The organism is Tsukamurella tyrosinosolvens (assembly GCF_900104775.1).
Taxonomy (GTDB): domain Bacteria; phylum Actinomycetota; class Actinomycetes; order Mycobacteriales; family Mycobacteriaceae; genus Tsukamurella; species Tsukamurella tyrosinosolvens.
Genome location: NZ_FNSA01000003.1, coordinates 774,553 through 790,040, shown reverse-complemented (window position 1 = coordinate 790,040; position 15,488 = coordinate 774,553). Strand labels below are relative to the sequence as shown.

At 71.2% G+C, this 15,488-nt stretch carries 15 protein-coding genes; 5 read left to right on the top strand and 10 right to left on the bottom strand.

From position 1 onward, the window contains the following. Positions 1–12 precede the first annotated feature (12 nt). The 4 genes from BLW32_RS05285 to BLW32_RS05270 form a co-directional block, all read right to left on the bottom strand. On the bottom strand, positions 13–1,782 hold the full coding sequence (locus tag BLW32_RS05285; RefSeq protein WP_068740885.1) for a helix-turn-helix domain-containing protein: 1,770 nt from the start codon (positions 1,780–1,782) through the stop codon (positions 13–15). Then, positions 1,783–2,946, bottom strand: coding sequence for a polysaccharide deacetylase family protein (locus BLW32_RS05280; RefSeq protein ID WP_068740884.1), 1,164 nt, complete (start codon positions 2,944–2,946; stop codon positions 1,783–1,785). A gap of 259 nt (positions 2,947–3,205) precedes the next feature. Further along, positions 3,206–3,604: a GlcG/HbpS family heme-binding protein gene (locus BLW32_RS05275; protein WP_068740883.1), complete on the bottom strand. Its 399-nt coding sequence runs from the start codon at positions 3,602–3,604 to the stop codon at positions 3,206–3,208. Further along, entirely contained in the window at positions 3,597–4,373 is a 777-nt protein-coding gene (locus BLW32_RS05270; RefSeq protein WP_068740882.1) for an SDR family oxidoreductase, read from the bottom strand. The genes BLW32_RS05275 and BLW32_RS05270 overlap by 8 nt, the downstream gene beginning before the upstream one ends. Before the next feature lie 119 nt (positions 4,374–4,492). Between BLW32_RS05270 and BLW32_RS05265 the strand changes: the two genes are divergently transcribed. Further along, positions 4,493–5,062 carry a TetR/AcrR family transcriptional regulator gene (locus BLW32_RS05265; protein WP_068740881.1) on the top strand — a complete coding sequence of 190 codons (570 nt, stop codon included), beginning with the start codon at positions 4,493–4,495 and terminating at the stop codon, positions 5,060–5,062. Positions 5,063–5,066: 4 nt separating this feature from the next. On the opposite strand, the gene BLW32_RS05260 is transcribed toward BLW32_RS05265, so the two are convergent. Continuing rightward, a complete protein-coding gene (locus BLW32_RS05260) occupies positions 5,067–6,374 on the bottom strand; it encodes a phytoene desaturase family protein (protein WP_068740880.1) in 1,308 nt (435 codons plus the stop codon). Positions 6,375–6,412: 38 nt separating this feature from the next. Between BLW32_RS05260 and BLW32_RS05255 the strand changes: the two genes are divergently transcribed. Continuing rightward, on the top strand, positions 6,413–7,585 hold the full coding sequence (locus BLW32_RS05255) for a pyridoxal phosphate-dependent aminotransferase (protein ID WP_068740879.1): 1,173 nt from the start codon (positions 6,413–6,415) through the stop codon (positions 7,583–7,585). Here BLW32_RS05255 and BLW32_RS05250 read toward each other — a convergent pair. Beyond that, positions 7,582–8,568, bottom strand: coding sequence for an LLM class F420-dependent oxidoreductase (locus BLW32_RS05250; protein ID WP_068524078.1), 987 nt, complete (start codon positions 8,566–8,568; stop codon positions 7,582–7,584). The genes BLW32_RS05255 and BLW32_RS05250 overlap by 4 nt on opposite strands. Before the next feature lie 60 nt (positions 8,569–8,628). Here BLW32_RS05250 and BLW32_RS05245 point away from each other — a divergent pair, with 60 nt between their 5' ends. Both BLW32_RS05245 and BLW32_RS05240 read left to right on the top strand, forming a co-directional pair. Beyond that, entirely contained in the window at positions 8,629–9,222 is a 594-nt protein-coding gene (locus BLW32_RS05245; RefSeq protein ID WP_068740878.1) for an alpha-ketoglutarate-dependent dioxygenase AlkB, read from the top strand. A 36-nt stretch (positions 9,223–9,258) separates the two neighbouring features. Further along, positions 9,259–9,984: a GntR family transcriptional regulator gene (locus BLW32_RS05240; RefSeq protein WP_068524074.1), complete on the top strand. Its 726-nt coding sequence runs from the start codon at positions 9,259–9,261 to the stop codon at positions 9,982–9,984. Positions 9,985–9,993: 9 nt separating this feature from the next. Here BLW32_RS05240 and BLW32_RS05235 read toward each other — a convergent pair whose 3' ends face one another. Further along, complete coding sequence (locus tag BLW32_RS05235) at positions 9,994–10,698, bottom strand: MerR family transcriptional regulator (protein ID WP_068740877.1); 705 nt, start codon at positions 10,696–10,698, stop codon at positions 9,994–9,996. 53 nt (positions 10,699–10,751) lie between these two features. Between BLW32_RS05235 and BLW32_RS05230 the strand changes: the two genes are divergently transcribed. Then, positions 10,752–12,002: a DUF418 domain-containing protein gene (locus tag BLW32_RS05230; RefSeq protein ID WP_068740876.1), complete on the top strand. Its 1,251-nt coding sequence runs from the start codon at positions 10,752–10,754 to the stop codon at positions 12,000–12,002. Here the strand turns inward: BLW32_RS05230 and BLW32_RS05225 are convergent. From BLW32_RS05225 to murQ, 3 genes are read right to left on the bottom strand one after another with little or no spacing between them, the layout of a single operon-like run. Then, positions 11,980–13,023, bottom strand: coding sequence for a MupG family TIM beta-alpha barrel fold protein (locus tag BLW32_RS05225; protein WP_068524071.1), 1,044 nt, complete (start codon positions 13,021–13,023; stop codon positions 11,980–11,982). The genes BLW32_RS05230 and BLW32_RS05225 overlap by 23 nt on opposite strands. Before the next feature lie 21 nt (positions 13,024–13,044). Beyond that, positions 13,045–14,526: a PTS transporter subunit EIIC gene (locus BLW32_RS05220; protein WP_068740875.1), complete on the bottom strand. Its 1,482-nt coding sequence runs from the start codon at positions 14,524–14,526 to the stop codon at positions 13,045–13,047. A gap of 21 nt (positions 14,527–14,547) precedes the next feature. Beyond that, on the bottom strand, positions 14,548–15,447 hold the full coding sequence (gene murQ / locus BLW32_RS05215) for an N-acetylmuramic acid 6-phosphate etherase (RefSeq protein WP_068740874.1): 900 nt from the start codon (positions 15,445–15,447) through the stop codon (positions 14,548–14,550). Between the last annotated feature and the right edge of the window lie 41 nt (positions 15,448–15,488).

Sequence of the window (15,488 nt, the reverse complement as noted above, 5' to 3'; positions counted from 1 at the left end):
TCCGCCGCGGCATCAGGCACGGTCGTCATCGGTGCCGACTGCGAGGGAGTGGAGGTTCAGGGCGATCCGGATCGCGAGTGATTCCGGGTCGCCCTGCCACCGCGGCCCGAGGAACTCAGTCACGCGGCGGAGCCGTTTGATGATCGTGTTGGGGTGCAGGTCCAGCGCCCGCGCGGTGGCGGCGGTATTCATGTTCTCTTCGAAGAAGACCTGCATCGTCCGCACCAGCTCCGACGAGCTGTGGCGGTCGAACTCGACGACCGGACCGATGATGTCGTCGAGAAAGCGCACGACCGTGTCGACCGTCACCGATCGTAGGAGCGGCAAGTGCGCCGGGAACTCGTCGACGTCGAACGCGCCACTGGAACGGCCCAGCGACTGCAGCAACTCCAGCGCGGCCCCGGCCGCCCGGTGCGCGTCGGCGAGTCCGCCGCCCACTGGGTCGCTCACGGCGGCGGCACAGACGAGTGGCGCGACACCCGTCCGGCTCCGCACCGTCGCCGCGACCTCGTTCGCGACCCACTTCACGCCGACACACTCCGTGAGGATCACCACCTTGTGATCGAGCACGAAGACGGCGTCGTGCGCTTGGCCGCCCGCGCGGAGCGCACCGGCGACCTGTTCGGGGGCGATCCGCTGGGGCACGGCGACGACCGCGACGACGCGATCGGCATCCAGAACGAAACCCCGGCGCGCGAGGCGCGCTCGCGCCGCATCACTCACCGGACCACGTCCGGTCACCAGTCCGCGCAACTGGACCTCGTCGATGTCCCCGTTCGGTGCGTCGGGCGGCTCGAGCCGCCGCACTGCCACAAGCGCGAACAGCGTCACCAAGCGCTGCACTGCTCGGATGTCGGTGTCGTCGACGGGGCGTTCGAAGACGGCAACGACGGCACCGACGTACTGATCGGCCGCCCGGGCCGGCACGAAGAGCGCGATCCCCTCGCGGTGCTCGACGAGCGCGCTGCCCTGAGTCCGCCGCACATCTGCGATGCCATCCAGGATCCACCTGTCCCGCAGAGGATCCAACTCCGACTCCTCCGGGGCCGTGGCGACCGCGCGATCAGCGGCGTCGACGCCGAGCGCTGCCACGACCCCCTCGCACGTGTCGACGATCGTGTCCACCACCTCGGCCCGGCCCACCCCGCGCAGGATTCGCGCAAGCAGGGCGTCGTGCGCGGCGATCGAGCGCGTCAGCCGGTTCCGTGTGGCAGCGATGCCGGACACCGCAGCCTCCAGTCGCGCCAGGGACGCGGCACTCTGAATGACAGGTGCTGCGGCGTGCGCGATCTCCGCCAGCCGCGTCGTGTCGCCCTCGTCGAACATGTCGGGGGCGCGACCGTTCGTGAACACCGCGCCGATCGCGGCTCCACCCACCACGAGTGGTGCGCACATCGCGGAGACGATGCCATCCGCCCGGCATGCGTCGTCGAGCAGTTCGTCGTGCTCGAACGACAGGTCGGCCGCGTAGTCGCCGGTGCGAACCGGAAGGAGCTGCTCAGCGGCCTTCCCCCACAGTCCGTGGCCGTGCGGCGCCCTCCCGAACCGGAATTCCGGCGAGATCAGGCCCGTCGACGCGGCGACGGCCAGATCGCCGGTCTCGGCGGATGCCAGAGCCACGAAGACGATCTCGGCGCGCGGAACCGCTCGGGACGCCGCCTTGACGAGGGCGCGGCAGGCTCCTTCAACGCCGTCCGCAGCGCTCACCTCACGGATGGCGTCGACGATGGCGCCGAGCTCCGCGATGCGCCGCGCGGCGCTGTCCACCTGCCGTCCGACCACTCATCTCCTCCCGTCGACAGCGGACAACGGCGCCCGCGCGAGCGCAGCGAGGACCGCGGGGTCCTGGAGTTCGAGCCACGCGACGAGGTCCGTGTGCGTGACGCACAGGGTGCCGGTGCGACCGCAGACGTCCGCCATGAAATCGGCCGTCGCCGGATTGAAAGCGTTGCCGTTCCATTCGTTGAAATGGTTCGCGATCACGAGGGGAGCACGGTTGCCCGCATGGGCTCTATCGTACATGTAGCGGTAGGTCTCCCTGACGATACGCCGCAGACGTGGCGAGTCGCCCGGCACATTCTTCGCCCCATTGACCGAGACCCAGAAATTGAAGTCGAGAGCAGTCTGTGCGCGCTTCAACGGTGGCGAGTAGACGTAGGGGATCGCGAATTCCCAGATCCCCCGGATCTTCTTCGGCCAAGCCAGACCCCTGACCGCTGCCGGCTGCGAGGAATCCCAGGTCATGCCGTGTTCGACCATGGCCGGCAACAGCTTATCGGGAGCCCCCTCGAGGCACTGTGTCCGACCGCCCTTCACAACCGTACGAGGAAAGGCGAGGTCCGGTCCGTGGAAGATTCCGGTGTTACGCCTCCAGTTCTGCATCAATGCGAAGAATTGGTCCAATTCGTGATTCCAGTCCCGGGTGGACCACCGTTCTCCTGGGTAGCGATCACCGCGGCAGAAGTGCCCAACGTAATGCGTGCCGAGCTCGTGTCCACCGAACCACGTCCGATTGAGATAGTCGACCTGCTGAACCACCTCGGCCTTGCTCCCACCGAAGCCGATCGCCGCCTCTCCTGGTCGATGTCCTGGCCCCCGATAGTGCCGCCGGGCCTCGTCGGTGAGGAAGTAGAGGCCCGTCATCAACGCGGTGAAGCGCGCATTGCTCCGCGCCGCCGTACGGAGGAAGAGGTCCCAGTTGGGGCTGGCGCCAACGCCGTCGAAGGAGAACAGGACGAATTGGGGCGGGCGCTCACCCGGCGCGAGGCGCCGCATCGGGAGATTGCTCGGCGGCCTGGCCTGTGCCGCACCGGACGGCGCCGCCGCTTCCATCGATGCCGACGGCTCGGGGAAAGCGATACCGGGTACGGCACACCCAGCAGTCGCCATCGCGATGAGGAGCGCGCCGACGAAAATCCCGCATGCACCCGCGCGCGCCTGCTCCACAGCACCCCCATCCCGAAACCACAGCCGCGAGTCGGGTCCTCCCCCCATCCCGCCGTGAGCAGCCTATTGCCAGGATTCACTTCAACGCATCGTCAGAATCCAACACCACAGAACCGGTACGGTAGTGGGTCCCCCCACCAAGCAGTGGCGAATCTTCGTCGAAGGCAACAGTGTTCAGCGATGGGCGGGCCGCAGTGACGCTCCGCGCGACCTCAGGCGACATGGCGATGCCGGCAACGAGCCAGCCGACACCTCCACCTCAGGCGACCGCGACCTCCGCGATCGCGGCGTCCTGCTCGGGTGCGCCGCCGGAGACGCCCAGCCCGCCGAGCAGCTTTCCGTCGGCATCGAATACCGGCACGCCACCGCCCACGAGGAGCAGGCCGCCGGCATGGATGTGATCGAAGTGCAGCGCGGGCTGCCCGATCTGGATCGGCGCGGCGAGCCCGGCCGTCGGGGCCTCGAACATCACCGAGGTCCTGGCCTTGGCGACGGCGAGTTCATTGGACGCGAGCCAGGCCCCGTCGGTGCGGGCGAAGGCGACCAGGTTCGCGCCCTTGTCGAGCACCGCGAAGACGGCCTTGACGCCGGCCTCCCGGGCGGCACGATCGGCTGCGGCGATCAGTTCCTGGGCGTGCGCGAGGGTGATGTCAGGCATTCTGGGTCCACTCCGTCTCCTGCCACTGCTTCGCGGCATCGATGGTCGCCAGCGGCCGCATGGTGCGGTACAGGTGCTCGTCGGCGGGGATGATCTCGACCATCGCGTCGATCATCTCCTGCGGATCCGCCTGGTCGGCGAGGCTGTCACCGAAATCGGGCATCGGCACGACCGCGGAATCGGCGTCGTACCACTGGACGTAGCTCTCCGCGCCGGTGTCGTTGAAGCCGGTCCCGAAGACGCCGGGATTCACCGTTGCGACCTGGACGCCGTGCGGCGCCAGCTCCGCCTTCATCGAACCCGCGATCGCCTCGATGGCGTGCTTCGTCGCACAGTAGGCACCGAGGAACGGCACCACCAGGATCCCGCCCATCGAGGAGGTCCACACGACCTTGCCCGACTTCCGCGCAACCATCTTCGGCACGATCGCCTGCACGAGGGCCAGGTGACCGAAGACGTTGATCTCGAACGACTCCCGCACACGCGCGAGCGGCACGTCGACCATCGAGCCGCCCTCCATCACACCGGCGTTGAGCACCAGCACGTCGGGGTCGAACGACGAGGCGTGCTTGATGTCGATCTCGTCGGTCAGGTTCAGCTTGATCACCTCCAGCCGCACGCCCGCCTCGGTCGCTGCGGCGCGGAGGCTGCGCACCTGCGGCCAGGTCTCCGCGGCGGCAACCACCTCGTGCCCCTGCCGCGCCAGCTCGAGGGCTGCGCCGGCACCGAAACCCGAACTGGCCCCGGTGATCAGAATCTTCTTCGGCATCGTCTCTCCTTCGTTCCGCCCGCACGCCGCGGGCGCCACCACCGAGAGTGCAGCAGCGCCTCGCGTTTGTCAATAACTAGTTAGTTACCTTAGGTCGAACAGAGCGGTACTCTCCTCCTGTGCCACCCGACGCCACGGAGACGAAGCGGCGGATCCTCGATGCAGCGCGCCGGGAGTTCGCCGAGTTCGGGCTGGCCGGAGCACGGATCGACCGCATCGCCGACCAGGCGTCCGCCAACAAGCGCTCGATCTACGTGCACTTCGGCCCCAAGGAGGACCTGTTCGACCTGATCGTCGTGGATTCCCTTCGCACCATGGCCGACGCGGTCCGGTTCGACGCCGACGACCTCCCCGGCTACGCGGGTCGGTTGTACGACTACCTGCTCGCCGAGCCTTCGACCCTCAGGCTCTCGACGTGGGCCAACCTCGAGCGGCCGTCGAGCACCGATGACGAGGGCACCACGTACCGCGAGAAGGTCGACGCGCTGCGGCCGCGGTACGGCGACGGTGCCGTCGACGCGCTCGTGCTCACACTGGGCCTGATCACGGCGTGGCCCTCCGCCTCCCCCGCACTGACCTCCCTCGCCTCGCCCGACGATGCCGCCGGGGACACGATCGCGGCGCGCCGGGCGATCGTCGTCGCGGCGGTCGCCGCCGTCGCGGCGACGCTGGGCACCCCTCCGAGATAGCGGGTCAGAGCGACCGCAGCGCGGATTCCGCGGCGTGCCAGCCGACCATGCCGTGCACGCCGGGCGCGCCGGCGGCGGACGAGCACAGGAAGACGCGGTCGGTGAGGCGATAGGGATCCACGATCTTCGGCCGGCGCACCAGTTGCGCAGGCAGGGCGGCACCGGCGGCGATGTCGCCGCCGACGAGGTTGGCGTTCCCCGCCTGCAGGGTCGCCGGCCCGACCGACCGCGTCAGGGCGATCCGCTCCCGCACGCCGGGCGCGTGCCGCTCGACCTCGGCGACGATCGACTCCGTGAGGTCGCCCGGGAAACCGTTGGGGCAGTGCGCGTACATCGAGACGGGCACGAGATCGCCGTGGCACCGCGACGGGTCGGCGAGATACTGCTGCGAGAGGATGATCACGGGCCGCTCGGGCATCCGGCCGCGGTTCACCATGAGCTCCTTGTGCGCGATCTCCCGCGCCGTGCCGCCCAGGTGGACGAAGGCGGACCGTCGCAGTTCCTCGTGCACCCAGGGGATCCCGCGGTCGAGCACCAGGTCGACCTTGAAGGCCGCGGGACCGAACCGCCACTGCCGGGCGCGGCGCCGCAGCCACCCGGGCGCGCCGTCGCCGAGCAGGTCCCGCGCCGCGGGCAGGCCGGTGTCGAGGACGACGAGGTCCGCGTCGGGCAGGGCGGTCACCCGCTCCCCTGTCCGGATCGTCCCGCCGTGCGCCACGACGAGGGCGGCGAGCGCGTCCGAGATGCGCTGGGAGCCGCCGATCGGCACCGGCCACGGCCGTACGCCGGAGAGCAGGTATCCGATCGACGACGTCATCGGCAGGTGCTGCGGCGAGATGGAATGCGCCGCGACCCCGGCGAAGACGGCGCCGCCGGTCCGCCCGAGCGCGGCCGCGGTGACCGCCGCTGGTAGAAGGAACCTCGGTCCCCACCGCGTCGCGGCAACGGGGTGCCGCGGTACGTCCGTCATGGGGCCGAAGAAGACCGGCATGACGTCCGGCCCGCAGTCCGGCACGTCGGCCAGGGTGCCGACGACATCCTCCGAGTCCGGCGACAGCGGGTGCGCCACGTCGATCTCCGCCGTGCCCCAGTCGATCTCGACGCCCACGTCCCGTAGCGCGGGCGAGGCGTACGCGAGGGGGTGCCCCGTCGAGAACCGGTCCACGACGGTGCCGCGCAGCGAGTCGGAGCGGCACGCGCCGCCGAGGGTGGTCGACGCCTCGAGCACCGTCACGTCGAGGCCCGCGCGGGCCAGGGACGCGGCGGCGGTGAGCCCGTTGGGGCCGGATCCGACGACGACGGCGGAGGTCATGCCCCCACGGTAGCCGCGCGGGCCACTAGGCTGCGGACATGCGCACCGTCCGACGCCTCCAGCCGTTCACGTCGACGATCTTCGCGGAGATCTCGACGCTCGCCGCCGAGACCGGCGCCGTCAACCTGGGGCAGGGCTTCCCGGACACCGACGGGCCGGCGGGCATGCTGCAGGTCGCGAAGGACGCCATCGACGGCGGTCTGAACCAGTACCCGCCGGGCGACGGCCTGCCCGAGCTGCGCCGCGCGGTGTCCGCGCAGGTGGAGCGCGAGTACGGCCTGCACTACGACCCCGACGGCGAGGTACTGGTCACCGTCGGCGCCTCCGAGGGGATCGCTGCGGCGGTGCTGGGCCTCGTCGAGCCCGGCCGCGAGGTGATCCTCATCGAGCCCTTCTACGACTCCTACGCCGCAACGGTGGCGATGGCGGGCGCGCACCGCGTCGTCGTGCCGCTCGTCGAGGACGGCGGGCGGTACGCCCTCGACCCCGACCTGCTGCGCGCCGCGGTCACCGAGCGGACGGCGGCGATCATCGTGAACTCGCCGCACAACCCCACCGGCACGGTCCTCTCGGACGCGGACCTGCAGCTCATCGCCGACGTGTGCGTGGAGCGCGACCTACTCTGCTTCACCGACGAGGTCTACGAGTACCTGCTCTTCGACGGCCGCGTGCACCGCCCGCTCGCCGCCTTCGACGGGATGCGCGAGCGCACCGTCCGGATCTCCGGCGCCGCCAAGGCGTTCAACGTCACCGGCTGGAAGGTCGGCTGGATCACCGCGCCGCGCGAGCTGGCCGACGCGTGCCGCTCCGCGAAGCAGTGGCTCACCTTCACGGGCGCGACGCCGCTGCAGCACGCCGTCGCGCACGCCCTGGACAACGAGTCCTCCTGGCTCGAGAAGCTCGCACCCGCGCTGCAGGACAACCGGGACCTGCTCACGGATGCGCTGCGCGACACCGGGTTCACGGTACACCCTTCGGAGGGCACCTATTTCGTGGTCGCCGACGCGCGCGGCCTCGGCTTCGAGGACGCCGGCGCCCTCTGCCGGGAGATGCCCGCACGGATCGGGGTCGCGGCGGTGCCGGTGAGCGCGCTCGCCGACGACCAACAGCGCTGGGGACACCTGCTGCGCTTCGCTTTCGCCAAGCGCGAGCACGTGCTCACCGAGGGCGCGCAGCGGCTCCGCGCGCTCGCCCCCGGCGCCGGCGGCTAGGCGAACGCGGGGATGACCTCGCGCTCGAACAGCTCGAGTCCCGACGTGTCGTAGGCGATCTCGGGGAAGTAGCAGATCGCGTAGGTCATCCCCTCGGCCTCGAGGCGCTTGAGGTTGGCCACGATGTCGCCGGGCGTGCCCACGCCGGGCATGCCCAGGTAGGCGCCCATCTCGGCGTCGACCGCCGCCTCCGGCACGTGCTCGAGCAGCCGGTTGCGGGTCTCGTCGAGCCGGGTCTGCACGTCGCGGGCGGCCTCGCCGATCGTGATGTTGTAGTTGGCGGAGCGGGTGATCGCATCGAAGTCGGTGCCCACGTCCGCGCAGTGCTTCCGCAGCACCTCGGACTTGTGGGCGAAGCCCTCGAAGGTGCCGTCGAAGTTGGTGTACTGCGCGTACTGCGCCGCGATCCGCAGCGTCTTCTTCTCGCCGCCGCCCGCGACCCACAGCGGGATGCCGCCGTCCTGGAGCGGCCGGGGCTCGCAGACGGCACCGTCGACCTGGTAGTACTTCCCGTCGAGCGTGGCCGAGCCCTCGGTCCACGCCTGCCGCAGGATCTGGATGCCCTCGTCGAGGCGGCCGAGCCGCTCCCCCGCCGACGGGAAGCCGTAGCCGTAGGCCCGCCATTCGTGCTCGTACCAGCCGCCGCCGATGCCCATCTGCGTGCGGCCGCCGGAGATCAGGTCGACGGTGGCGGCGACCTTCGCCAGGTAGGCGGGGTTGCGGTAACTCATCGCCGTGCACATCTGGCCGAGCTTGACCCTGTTCGTCGTCGCGGCGAGCGCCGACATCAGGGTCCACGCCTCGTGGGTGGCCTCGCGGCTCGGGACCGGGGTGGTGTGGAAGTGGTCGTACACCCACACCGAGTCCCACGGGCCGGTGTCGGCGCGCTGGGCCAGGCCGTTCATGACGGACCAGTGGTCCGCCGGGTCGATGCCGACGAGGTCGAAACGCCAGCCTTGCGGGAGGAAGAGTCCGAATCGCACCCCTCAACCCTACGGAGGTCGCGCGGAACGTGTCAGTCGGTCGTCGTAACGTCGCGGGCGATGCAGGATTCGCTGTTCGACGACGCCGCACCGCTGGCCCCGCACCGCCGGGAACTGTCCGACGGTGCGTGGCTCGACGTGCGCGCCGGCTGGCAGTCCGGCGCGGACGAGCTTTTCCTCGCGCTGCAGCGCGACGTGCCGTGGGTCGAGGAGCGCCGCCGCATGTACGAGCGGACGCTGCCCGTGCCCCGGCTCCTGCGCTACTACGGCGACGGGGCCGCCCTCCCCCACCCGGCACTGGGCGCGGCGATGGCCGAGCTCACGGAGCTGTACTGGCCGGACCTGCGCGAGCCCTTCACCTCCGTGGGCCTGTGCCTGTACCGGGACGGCGCGGACTCCGTGGCCTGGCACGGTGACACGATCGGCCGGGGCGGCACGCACGACACGATCGTCGCCATCGTCTCCCTCGGCGCCACCCGCCCCTTCCTGATGCGCCCGCGCGGCGGCGGCGCGTCCACCAGGTTGACGGTGGGCCACGGCGACCTGCTGGCCATGGGCGGCTCCGCGCAGCGCACCTGGGAGCACGCGGTGCCCAAGGTGCCGCACGCCGGGCCGCGGATCAGCGTGCAGTTCCGCGCCTCCGGCGTCCGATAGCCCACTGGTCATGACCTGGTGTGACAAGATGCAGTCATGATCTCGGACGGCCCGATTCCGAAACACGAGCAACTCCGGGCGCTCCTCGAGCAGCGCTGCACCGATGGGCTCGAGCCCGGCGCCGCGCTTCCGAGCGAGCGCCAGTTGTGCGAGGAGTACGGCGTCTCGCGGATCACGGTGCGCGAGGCGCTACGGCAGCTCGTCGCCGAGGGCACGCTGGTGCGGATCCGCGGTAAGGGCACGTTCGTCGCGGACCGGCCCGCGCGGTCGCGGCTGCACCTCGCGTCCTTCCACGAGGACATGCGCCGGCTCGGCCGCAACCCGTCGACCGTGGTCCTGCAGACCGAACTGCGCGTGCCGCCACCGTCGACCACCTCGGCCCTGCAGATCCGCGCGGCCGACAAGGCCTACCACGTCAAGCGGCTGCGCCTCGCCGACGGCGTGCCGATCTCCGTCGACGACGCCTGGTACCCGCAGGCGATCGCGCCCGGCCTCGACGCGCACGACCTGACGCAGTCGATCTACACGCTGCTGCGCACCGAGTACGGGCAGACGATCGACCGGGCCGAGCAGTCCATCGGCGCCATCTCCTCCGACGGCGAACTGGCCCGCGTGCTCGGCGTCCCGTCGGGCACACCGCTGCTCGCCTTCGACCGCGTCGCCTTCGCCGGCGCCACCCGCGTCGAGCACAGCTACTCCTGGTACCGCTCCGACCGCTACCAGGTGCAGATGACGGTCACGGAGACCGCCGACGCGCCGTAGCCGCGCGCGTCACTCGTCCAGCAGCGCCGCGGCCCGGGCCAGGACGCGCATCTGCGCCGGGTTGTACAACTCGAGGAACGCGGCGCCCAGGGCCCGCTCCGCGGCGTTCCGCCCGCGGACCGACACCGCGTTCGGGTCGGCCATCCACGGGAACCGCGCGTGCTGCTCGCGGATCGTCGCCGCCAGCCGGCCCGCCAGGTCCTCGATCGCCGCGGCGTCAGCGTCGGGCGGCAGCGCATCGAAGAGCTCGTCGGCGTCGGTGGACTCCGCCATGAGCGCGCTGAGGTCGCCGAGGGCGGCGTCGTCGAAGACGCCGCCGAGCACCGTCGCGAGGGCGCGGTCGCGGTCGGAGAAGGACTCGGCCACGGCGTGGAAGGCCGCCGGGGTGTCGAGCGGGGCGTTGTGTTCCAGCGCCGTCGCGAGCTCCGCCCGGGTGCGCTGCAGCCGGGTGATCCGCTCCGCGAGTTCGCCGTCGAGCGCGCGGATCGCGGTCGGCAGGTCCTCCGCGGCGTCGGTGCGCATCGCCGCGAGCGGGACGCCGAGTTCCTTGAGGCGCGTGATCCGCAGCAGCCGCACGAGGTGCGCGACGCCGTACTGCTTGTAGCCGTTGGACAGGCGTTCGGGCTCGTCGAGCAGGCCGATCTCGTGATAGTGCCGGACGGCCTTGACCGTCGTTCCGGCCAGCTCGGCCAGCTCTCGCGTGCTCCAGGGCATGCGCCGAGCCTACGTCTTGACCCTGCCCTTGGGGCACACCTTAGGTTCTGCGCATGACCTCCACGCCGGGCGCCGAAACGCCTTCCTCCGTCGCGGCGCCGACGCCGATCCACGGCCGCCGCAGCATCGCGCCCGACCTGGCCCGCGGCATCATGCTCGTGCTGATCGCCGTCGCGAACGCGCCGTTCTTCCTCTGGGGCCGGGCGACGGGTACCGGTGCGCACAGCGCCGACGGTTCCGTCGCCGACCGCATCGTGCAGACCGTTGCGATCACCGGCATCGACAGCCGCGTGTACCCGATGTTCGCCTTCCTCTTCGGCTACGGCATCGTCCAGCTGTACACGCGCCAGATCGCAGCGGGCACCGAGCCCGGCGTCGCGCGCCGGATCCTGCGGCGCCGGCACTGGTGGATGCTGGCGTTCGGCTTCGTCCACGCCGCGCTGCTCTGGTACGGCGACATCCTCGGCGCCTACGCGATCACGGGGCTCGTCCTGGTGTGGCTGTTCCTCCGGCGATCGGACCGGACCCTCGCGATCTGGGCCGGGATCCTGGTCCTGGTGTCCGCCGCGTTCTCGGCGCTCACCCTCCTGGGCGCGCGGGCCCTCGCCGACGCCGACACCGGGACCCCGACCCCGCACCTCACGGATGCCAACGCGATCCCCGGGTACTGGGACGCGATGGCCGAGCGCATCACGACGTGGGCCGGGACGATGCTGCCGACGGTGGTTCTCGGGCTGATCGTCCCCGCCGCGGTCCTGCTCGGCATGCTCGCCGCCCGGCACCGGGTCCTGGACGCGCCGTCGGCGCACGTCGCGCTGCTCCGACGGTGCGCCGTGGTCGGGATCGCGATCGGCTGGGGCACGGGAGTGCTGCTCGCGCTGCAGAACCTGGGCGTCCTCGCGATCGGGCGCGACGCGGACTGGGGGCTGCTGCCGCTGCACACGCTGGGTGGACTGTTCGGCGGCGTCGGGTACGTGGCGGTCTTCGGGCTGCTCGCGGTGCGCCTGGAACGCACCGGTGCCGGGACGTTCGCCACCGCGGTGCAGGCGCTGGGCAAGCGGTCGATGAGCGGGTACCTCGCGCAGTCGGTCGTCTTCTCGCCGCTCCTCGCGGCGTGGGGACTGGGTGTCGGCCGGCACCTCTCAAGCTGGTCTGCGACGCTGCTGGCGATCGCCGTCTGGGCGGCCACCGTCGCGATCGCGGTGCGGCTGGAGCGCGCAGGCCGACGCGGGCCGGCGGAGCGGCTGCTGCGCCGCCTCGCCTATCCACGGGCCGCCGCGGTCACCCCGCCGCGGGATCGATGACGAAGCGGACCGCCTGTCCGGGCCGCAGCAGGTCGACGAGATCGACGTAGGGTCCGGCGATCTCGCCGACCCGGACCTGCGCGGCGGTCAGCGGGAGGTCGGCGCGCATCAGGTGGACCTCGCCGCCGTATCGCCCCATGGACGCGACGTCCACCTGCAGGCTGCCCCGTGCGCGCCGCGTCCCGTTGACCGCGTCCGGCGGGATCGCCCCGCCGCGCGTGCCCTCGATGCGGTGCGAGGCCGCGGCGCCTTCCGGCCGGAGGCGCAGCGGCGCGTCGAGCAGGTGCCGCATCGCCCCGGGGACCGAGGCGAGCGGCACCACGATCTCGCCGTGCCGCTCGCGTCGTTCGATCCACTCCTCGTGCTGCGGCAGCACCGTCCCCTCCGCGCAGGCCACTGCGGTGTCCGGGCAGGCGGCCAGCGCCCGCGCGTGATTGACGTAGGCGTTGGCGTGCCGGTGCGATTCGAGCGTCGGCAGCCCGAGGTGCAGCGGCGCGCGGAAGTCGCGCTCCCCCGGGATGAACGTCACCACGTCGTGCCCCCGCCCGCGCAGAAGAGCATTCTGGCCGGTGTAGAACTCCTCGGTGAGGCCGGTCTCCGGTCGCGGGTAGTAGTTGTGCCAGCCGATCAGGTCGAGCCCGGCGAGCCCGTCCAGGTCGTCCGGCGTCACCGTGCTGGCGTTGACCGCGATCCGGAAGGGGCCCGCGGCCGCGATGGCGCGCACCTCCTCCGGTGCGAAGCCGAAGTCGATGCGGACCGTCGTGACGCCCCAGTCCCGGAGCATCCCCAGCCCCGCGAGGTCCACCCCGAGCAGCGCGAGGGCCTTCGGTGAGACGTCGGCGCAGAACTCGATGCCGAGCTCGCGGTGCAGGCCCGCGAGCTCCGCGCCGAAGGCCCGCAGTCCCGAACTCTCGGGGATGTGGAGGGAGGTGAAGACGAGCGGCCGTCCGGCACGGGCGGCGGCCCGCGCCACGCTCCGGCGCAGAGCGGGATCGTCCGTGGGATAGAGCGAGTGGAGCATGATCCTCCTCCGGTGCGCCGCTCAGGCCAGGCGGGCTTCCATCGATTCCTTGAATCCGAACAGGTACGTGAGCACGAACCCGGCAAGGGCACCGATCGCGATACCCCCGAGGTACCAGAGCCACCCGCCGGCCGAGATGACGCCGGTCATCAGGACGCCCGACAGCCCGATGGTCTGCGCGCCGAACCCGCCGCTGACCTCCATCCCCCAGGCCACGAAGGCGCCGCCGAAACCGGCTCCGAGGCAGGCCGTGATGAACGGGTAGAACAGCGGGAGCGAGACGCCGTAGATGAGGGGCTCGCCGATGCCCACCAGGCCGAGAGGCAAGGCGCCCTTGATGATCCGCTTGAGCTTGGGATTGCGGGTCTTGAGCCAGATCGCGATGGCCGCGCCGTCCTGCCCCGCACCCGCCATGGCGAGAATGGGCAGCAGCGGCGTGTAGCCGAGATCCGCGATCAATTGGACGTGCACCGGCGTCAGCCCGTGGTGCAGGCCGAGCATCACCAGCGGCAGGAACAGCGCCGACATCAGGAAGCCGCCGAAGACGCCGCCCTGTTCGAGGGCGAAGTCGACGAGGAACCACGTGACCCCGCGCATCACCAGCGCCGCGATCGGCATGATCACGAACAGGCTCACCGCCGCGCCCACCAGGACGGTGAGCACGGGCACCACGAACAGGTCCAGGCTCGCGGGTACCCTTGCGCGCAGCCGCTTCTCGATCGCCGCGAACAGCCACGCCGTGGCCATCACGCCGATCACGCCGCCGAGGCCCGGGCTCAGCTGGCCGACCACGGGGATCGTCAGCGGGATCGCCTCGGCGCCGGTCTTGGGGTTCGCCGCGATGCCGGCGAGTGCGGGCAGGTAGGGCAGGCCGCCGGCGACGAAACCGAGCACAGGCGAGCCGCCGAACTCCTTGGCGGTGTTCAGGCCGACGATCAGGTTCAGGCTGCCGATGAGCAGCGTGCCCATCGCCGCGAACACCAGGAACCACGGATTGCCGGTGACCGACGGGTCGATCAGCTTCCAGATGTTGGCGATCGCCGCGATGATGCCGCAGGCGATGAAGCCCGGGAAGAGCGGGATGAAGATGTTGCCGACGTGCTTGAGCGCGACCTGCAGGCGGCTCGTCTGGCGCGCCTTCACCTTCGCCTGCGTGCGCGTGGCGAGGGAGTCCAGCTCGGCCTCGCGCACGTCGTCGGCCACGGTCGCGGCCGCCACGACGGCGTCGGCCTCCGATCCGGACTCCGCGGCCCGGGCCGCGGCGAGCACGTCACCGAAACCCTCCCGCAACCGTTCGGCGTGGCCGGGCCCCACGACGATCTGCAGCTGGGGACCGTCGACGACGCCCTGCACACCGTCGAGTCCGCGGATGCCGGCGACGTCGACGGCCGCCTGATCCTCGACGTTGATCCGCAGGCGCGTCATGCAATTGGTGTGCGAGGCGACGTTGCCAGGTCCACCGACGAGTCCCAGAATCGTCTCGCCGAGCTCGGTGTAGTTCATCGGAGCGGTCCTCCCTGCGGATCAGGATTCGGTGGAGCGGATGGCGGCGCGGACGAAGCCGTCGGCCGCGGCGAGCCGCGCGCGGGCGGTCGGCGCGTCCACGTCGGCGAGGATCATGACGATCGCGGTCTTGGCGTGGCCGTCCGCCGCGTCGGCGGCCGCGCGGGCCGCGGCCTCGTCGCAGCCCGTGGCCTCGCCGATGATGCGGACCACGCGGTCCGCGAGTTTGACGTTGCTCGGCGCCACGTCGACCATCAGATTCGAGAAGGCCTTACCCATCCGCACCATCGCGGCCGTCGAGATCATGTTGAGGACCAGCTTCTGGCTGGTGCCCGCCTTGAGCCGGGTGGAACCGGTGAGGACTTCGGGGCCGTTGTCGATCTCGATCGCGACCTCCGCGTGCGCGGAGATCGCCGCCCCCGGGTTGCACGAGAGGGCCACCGTCGACGCTCCGACCGAGCGCGCGTAATCCAGGCCGCCCAGGACGTACGGGGTGCGGCCGGAGGCCGCGATCCCGATCACGACGTCGGCGGCGGTGAGGCCGAGGGCCGCAAGATCGTCTCGCCCGCGCTCGGCGGAGTCCTCCGCACCCTCCTCCGACCGGAACATCGCGGCATCGCCGCCCGCGAGGACCCCGAGGACGAGGCCCGGCGAGACGCCGAACGTCGGAGGACACTCGGCCGCGTCGAGCACGCCGAGCCGCCCACTCGTGCCGGCGCCCTGGTAGATCAACCGACCACCCGAGCGCAGGGCCGACACCGCGAGGTCGACGGTGCGCTCGACGGCGGGAAGCACGCGACGGACCGCGTCCGGGACCAGGCGGTCCTCGTCGTTCATGGCCGTGAGCAGCTCGTGGACCGTGAACTCGTCGAGGTCCATGGTCCGGCTGTTCCGGCCCTCCGTGGTGGCCATCTCGTGCATGTCGTTCCTTCCACACCGAGCGATGTGACGAAAGATTACGC

Coding starts and splice junctions, on each gene's coding strand:
- BLW32_RS05275 (WP_068740883.1), bottom strand. CDS start 3,604: ATGCCTGACATCACCCTCGCGCACGCCCAGGAACTGATCGCCGCAGCC.
- BLW32_RS05270 (WP_068740882.1), bottom strand. CDS start 4,373: ATGCCGAAGAAGATTCTGATCACCGGGGCCAGTTCGGGTTTCGGTGCC.
- BLW32_RS05260 (WP_068740880.1), bottom strand. CDS start 6,374: ATGACCTCCGCCGTCGTCGTCGGATCCGGCCCCAACGGGCTCACCGCC.
- BLW32_RS05255 (WP_068740879.1), top strand. CDS start 6,413: ATGCGCACCGTCCGACGCCTCCAGCCGTTCACGTCGACGATCTTCGCG.
- BLW32_RS05245 (WP_068740878.1), top strand. CDS start 8,629: ATGCAGGATTCGCTGTTCGACGACGCCGCACCGCTGGCCCCGCACCGC.
- BLW32_RS05240 (WP_068524074.1), top strand. CDS start 9,259: ATGATCTCGGACGGCCCGATTCCGAAACACGAGCAACTCCGGGCGCTC.
- BLW32_RS05235 (WP_068740877.1), bottom strand. CDS start 10,698: ATGCCCTGGAGCACGCGAGAGCTGGCCGAGCTGGCCGGAACGACGGTC.
- BLW32_RS05230 (WP_068740876.1), top strand. CDS start 10,752: ATGACCTCCACGCCGGGCGCCGAAACGCCTTCCTCCGTCGCGGCGCCG.
- BLW32_RS05225 (WP_068524071.1), bottom strand. CDS start 13,023: ATGCTCCACTCGCTCTATCCCACGGACGATCCCGCTCTGCGCCGGAGC.
- BLW32_RS05220 (WP_068740875.1), bottom strand. CDS start 14,526: ATGAACTACACCGAGCTCGGCGAGACGATTCTGGGACTCGTCGGTGGA.
- murQ (WP_068740874.1), bottom strand. CDS start 15,447: ATGCACGAGATGGCCACCACGGAGGGCCGGAACAGCCGGACCATGGAC.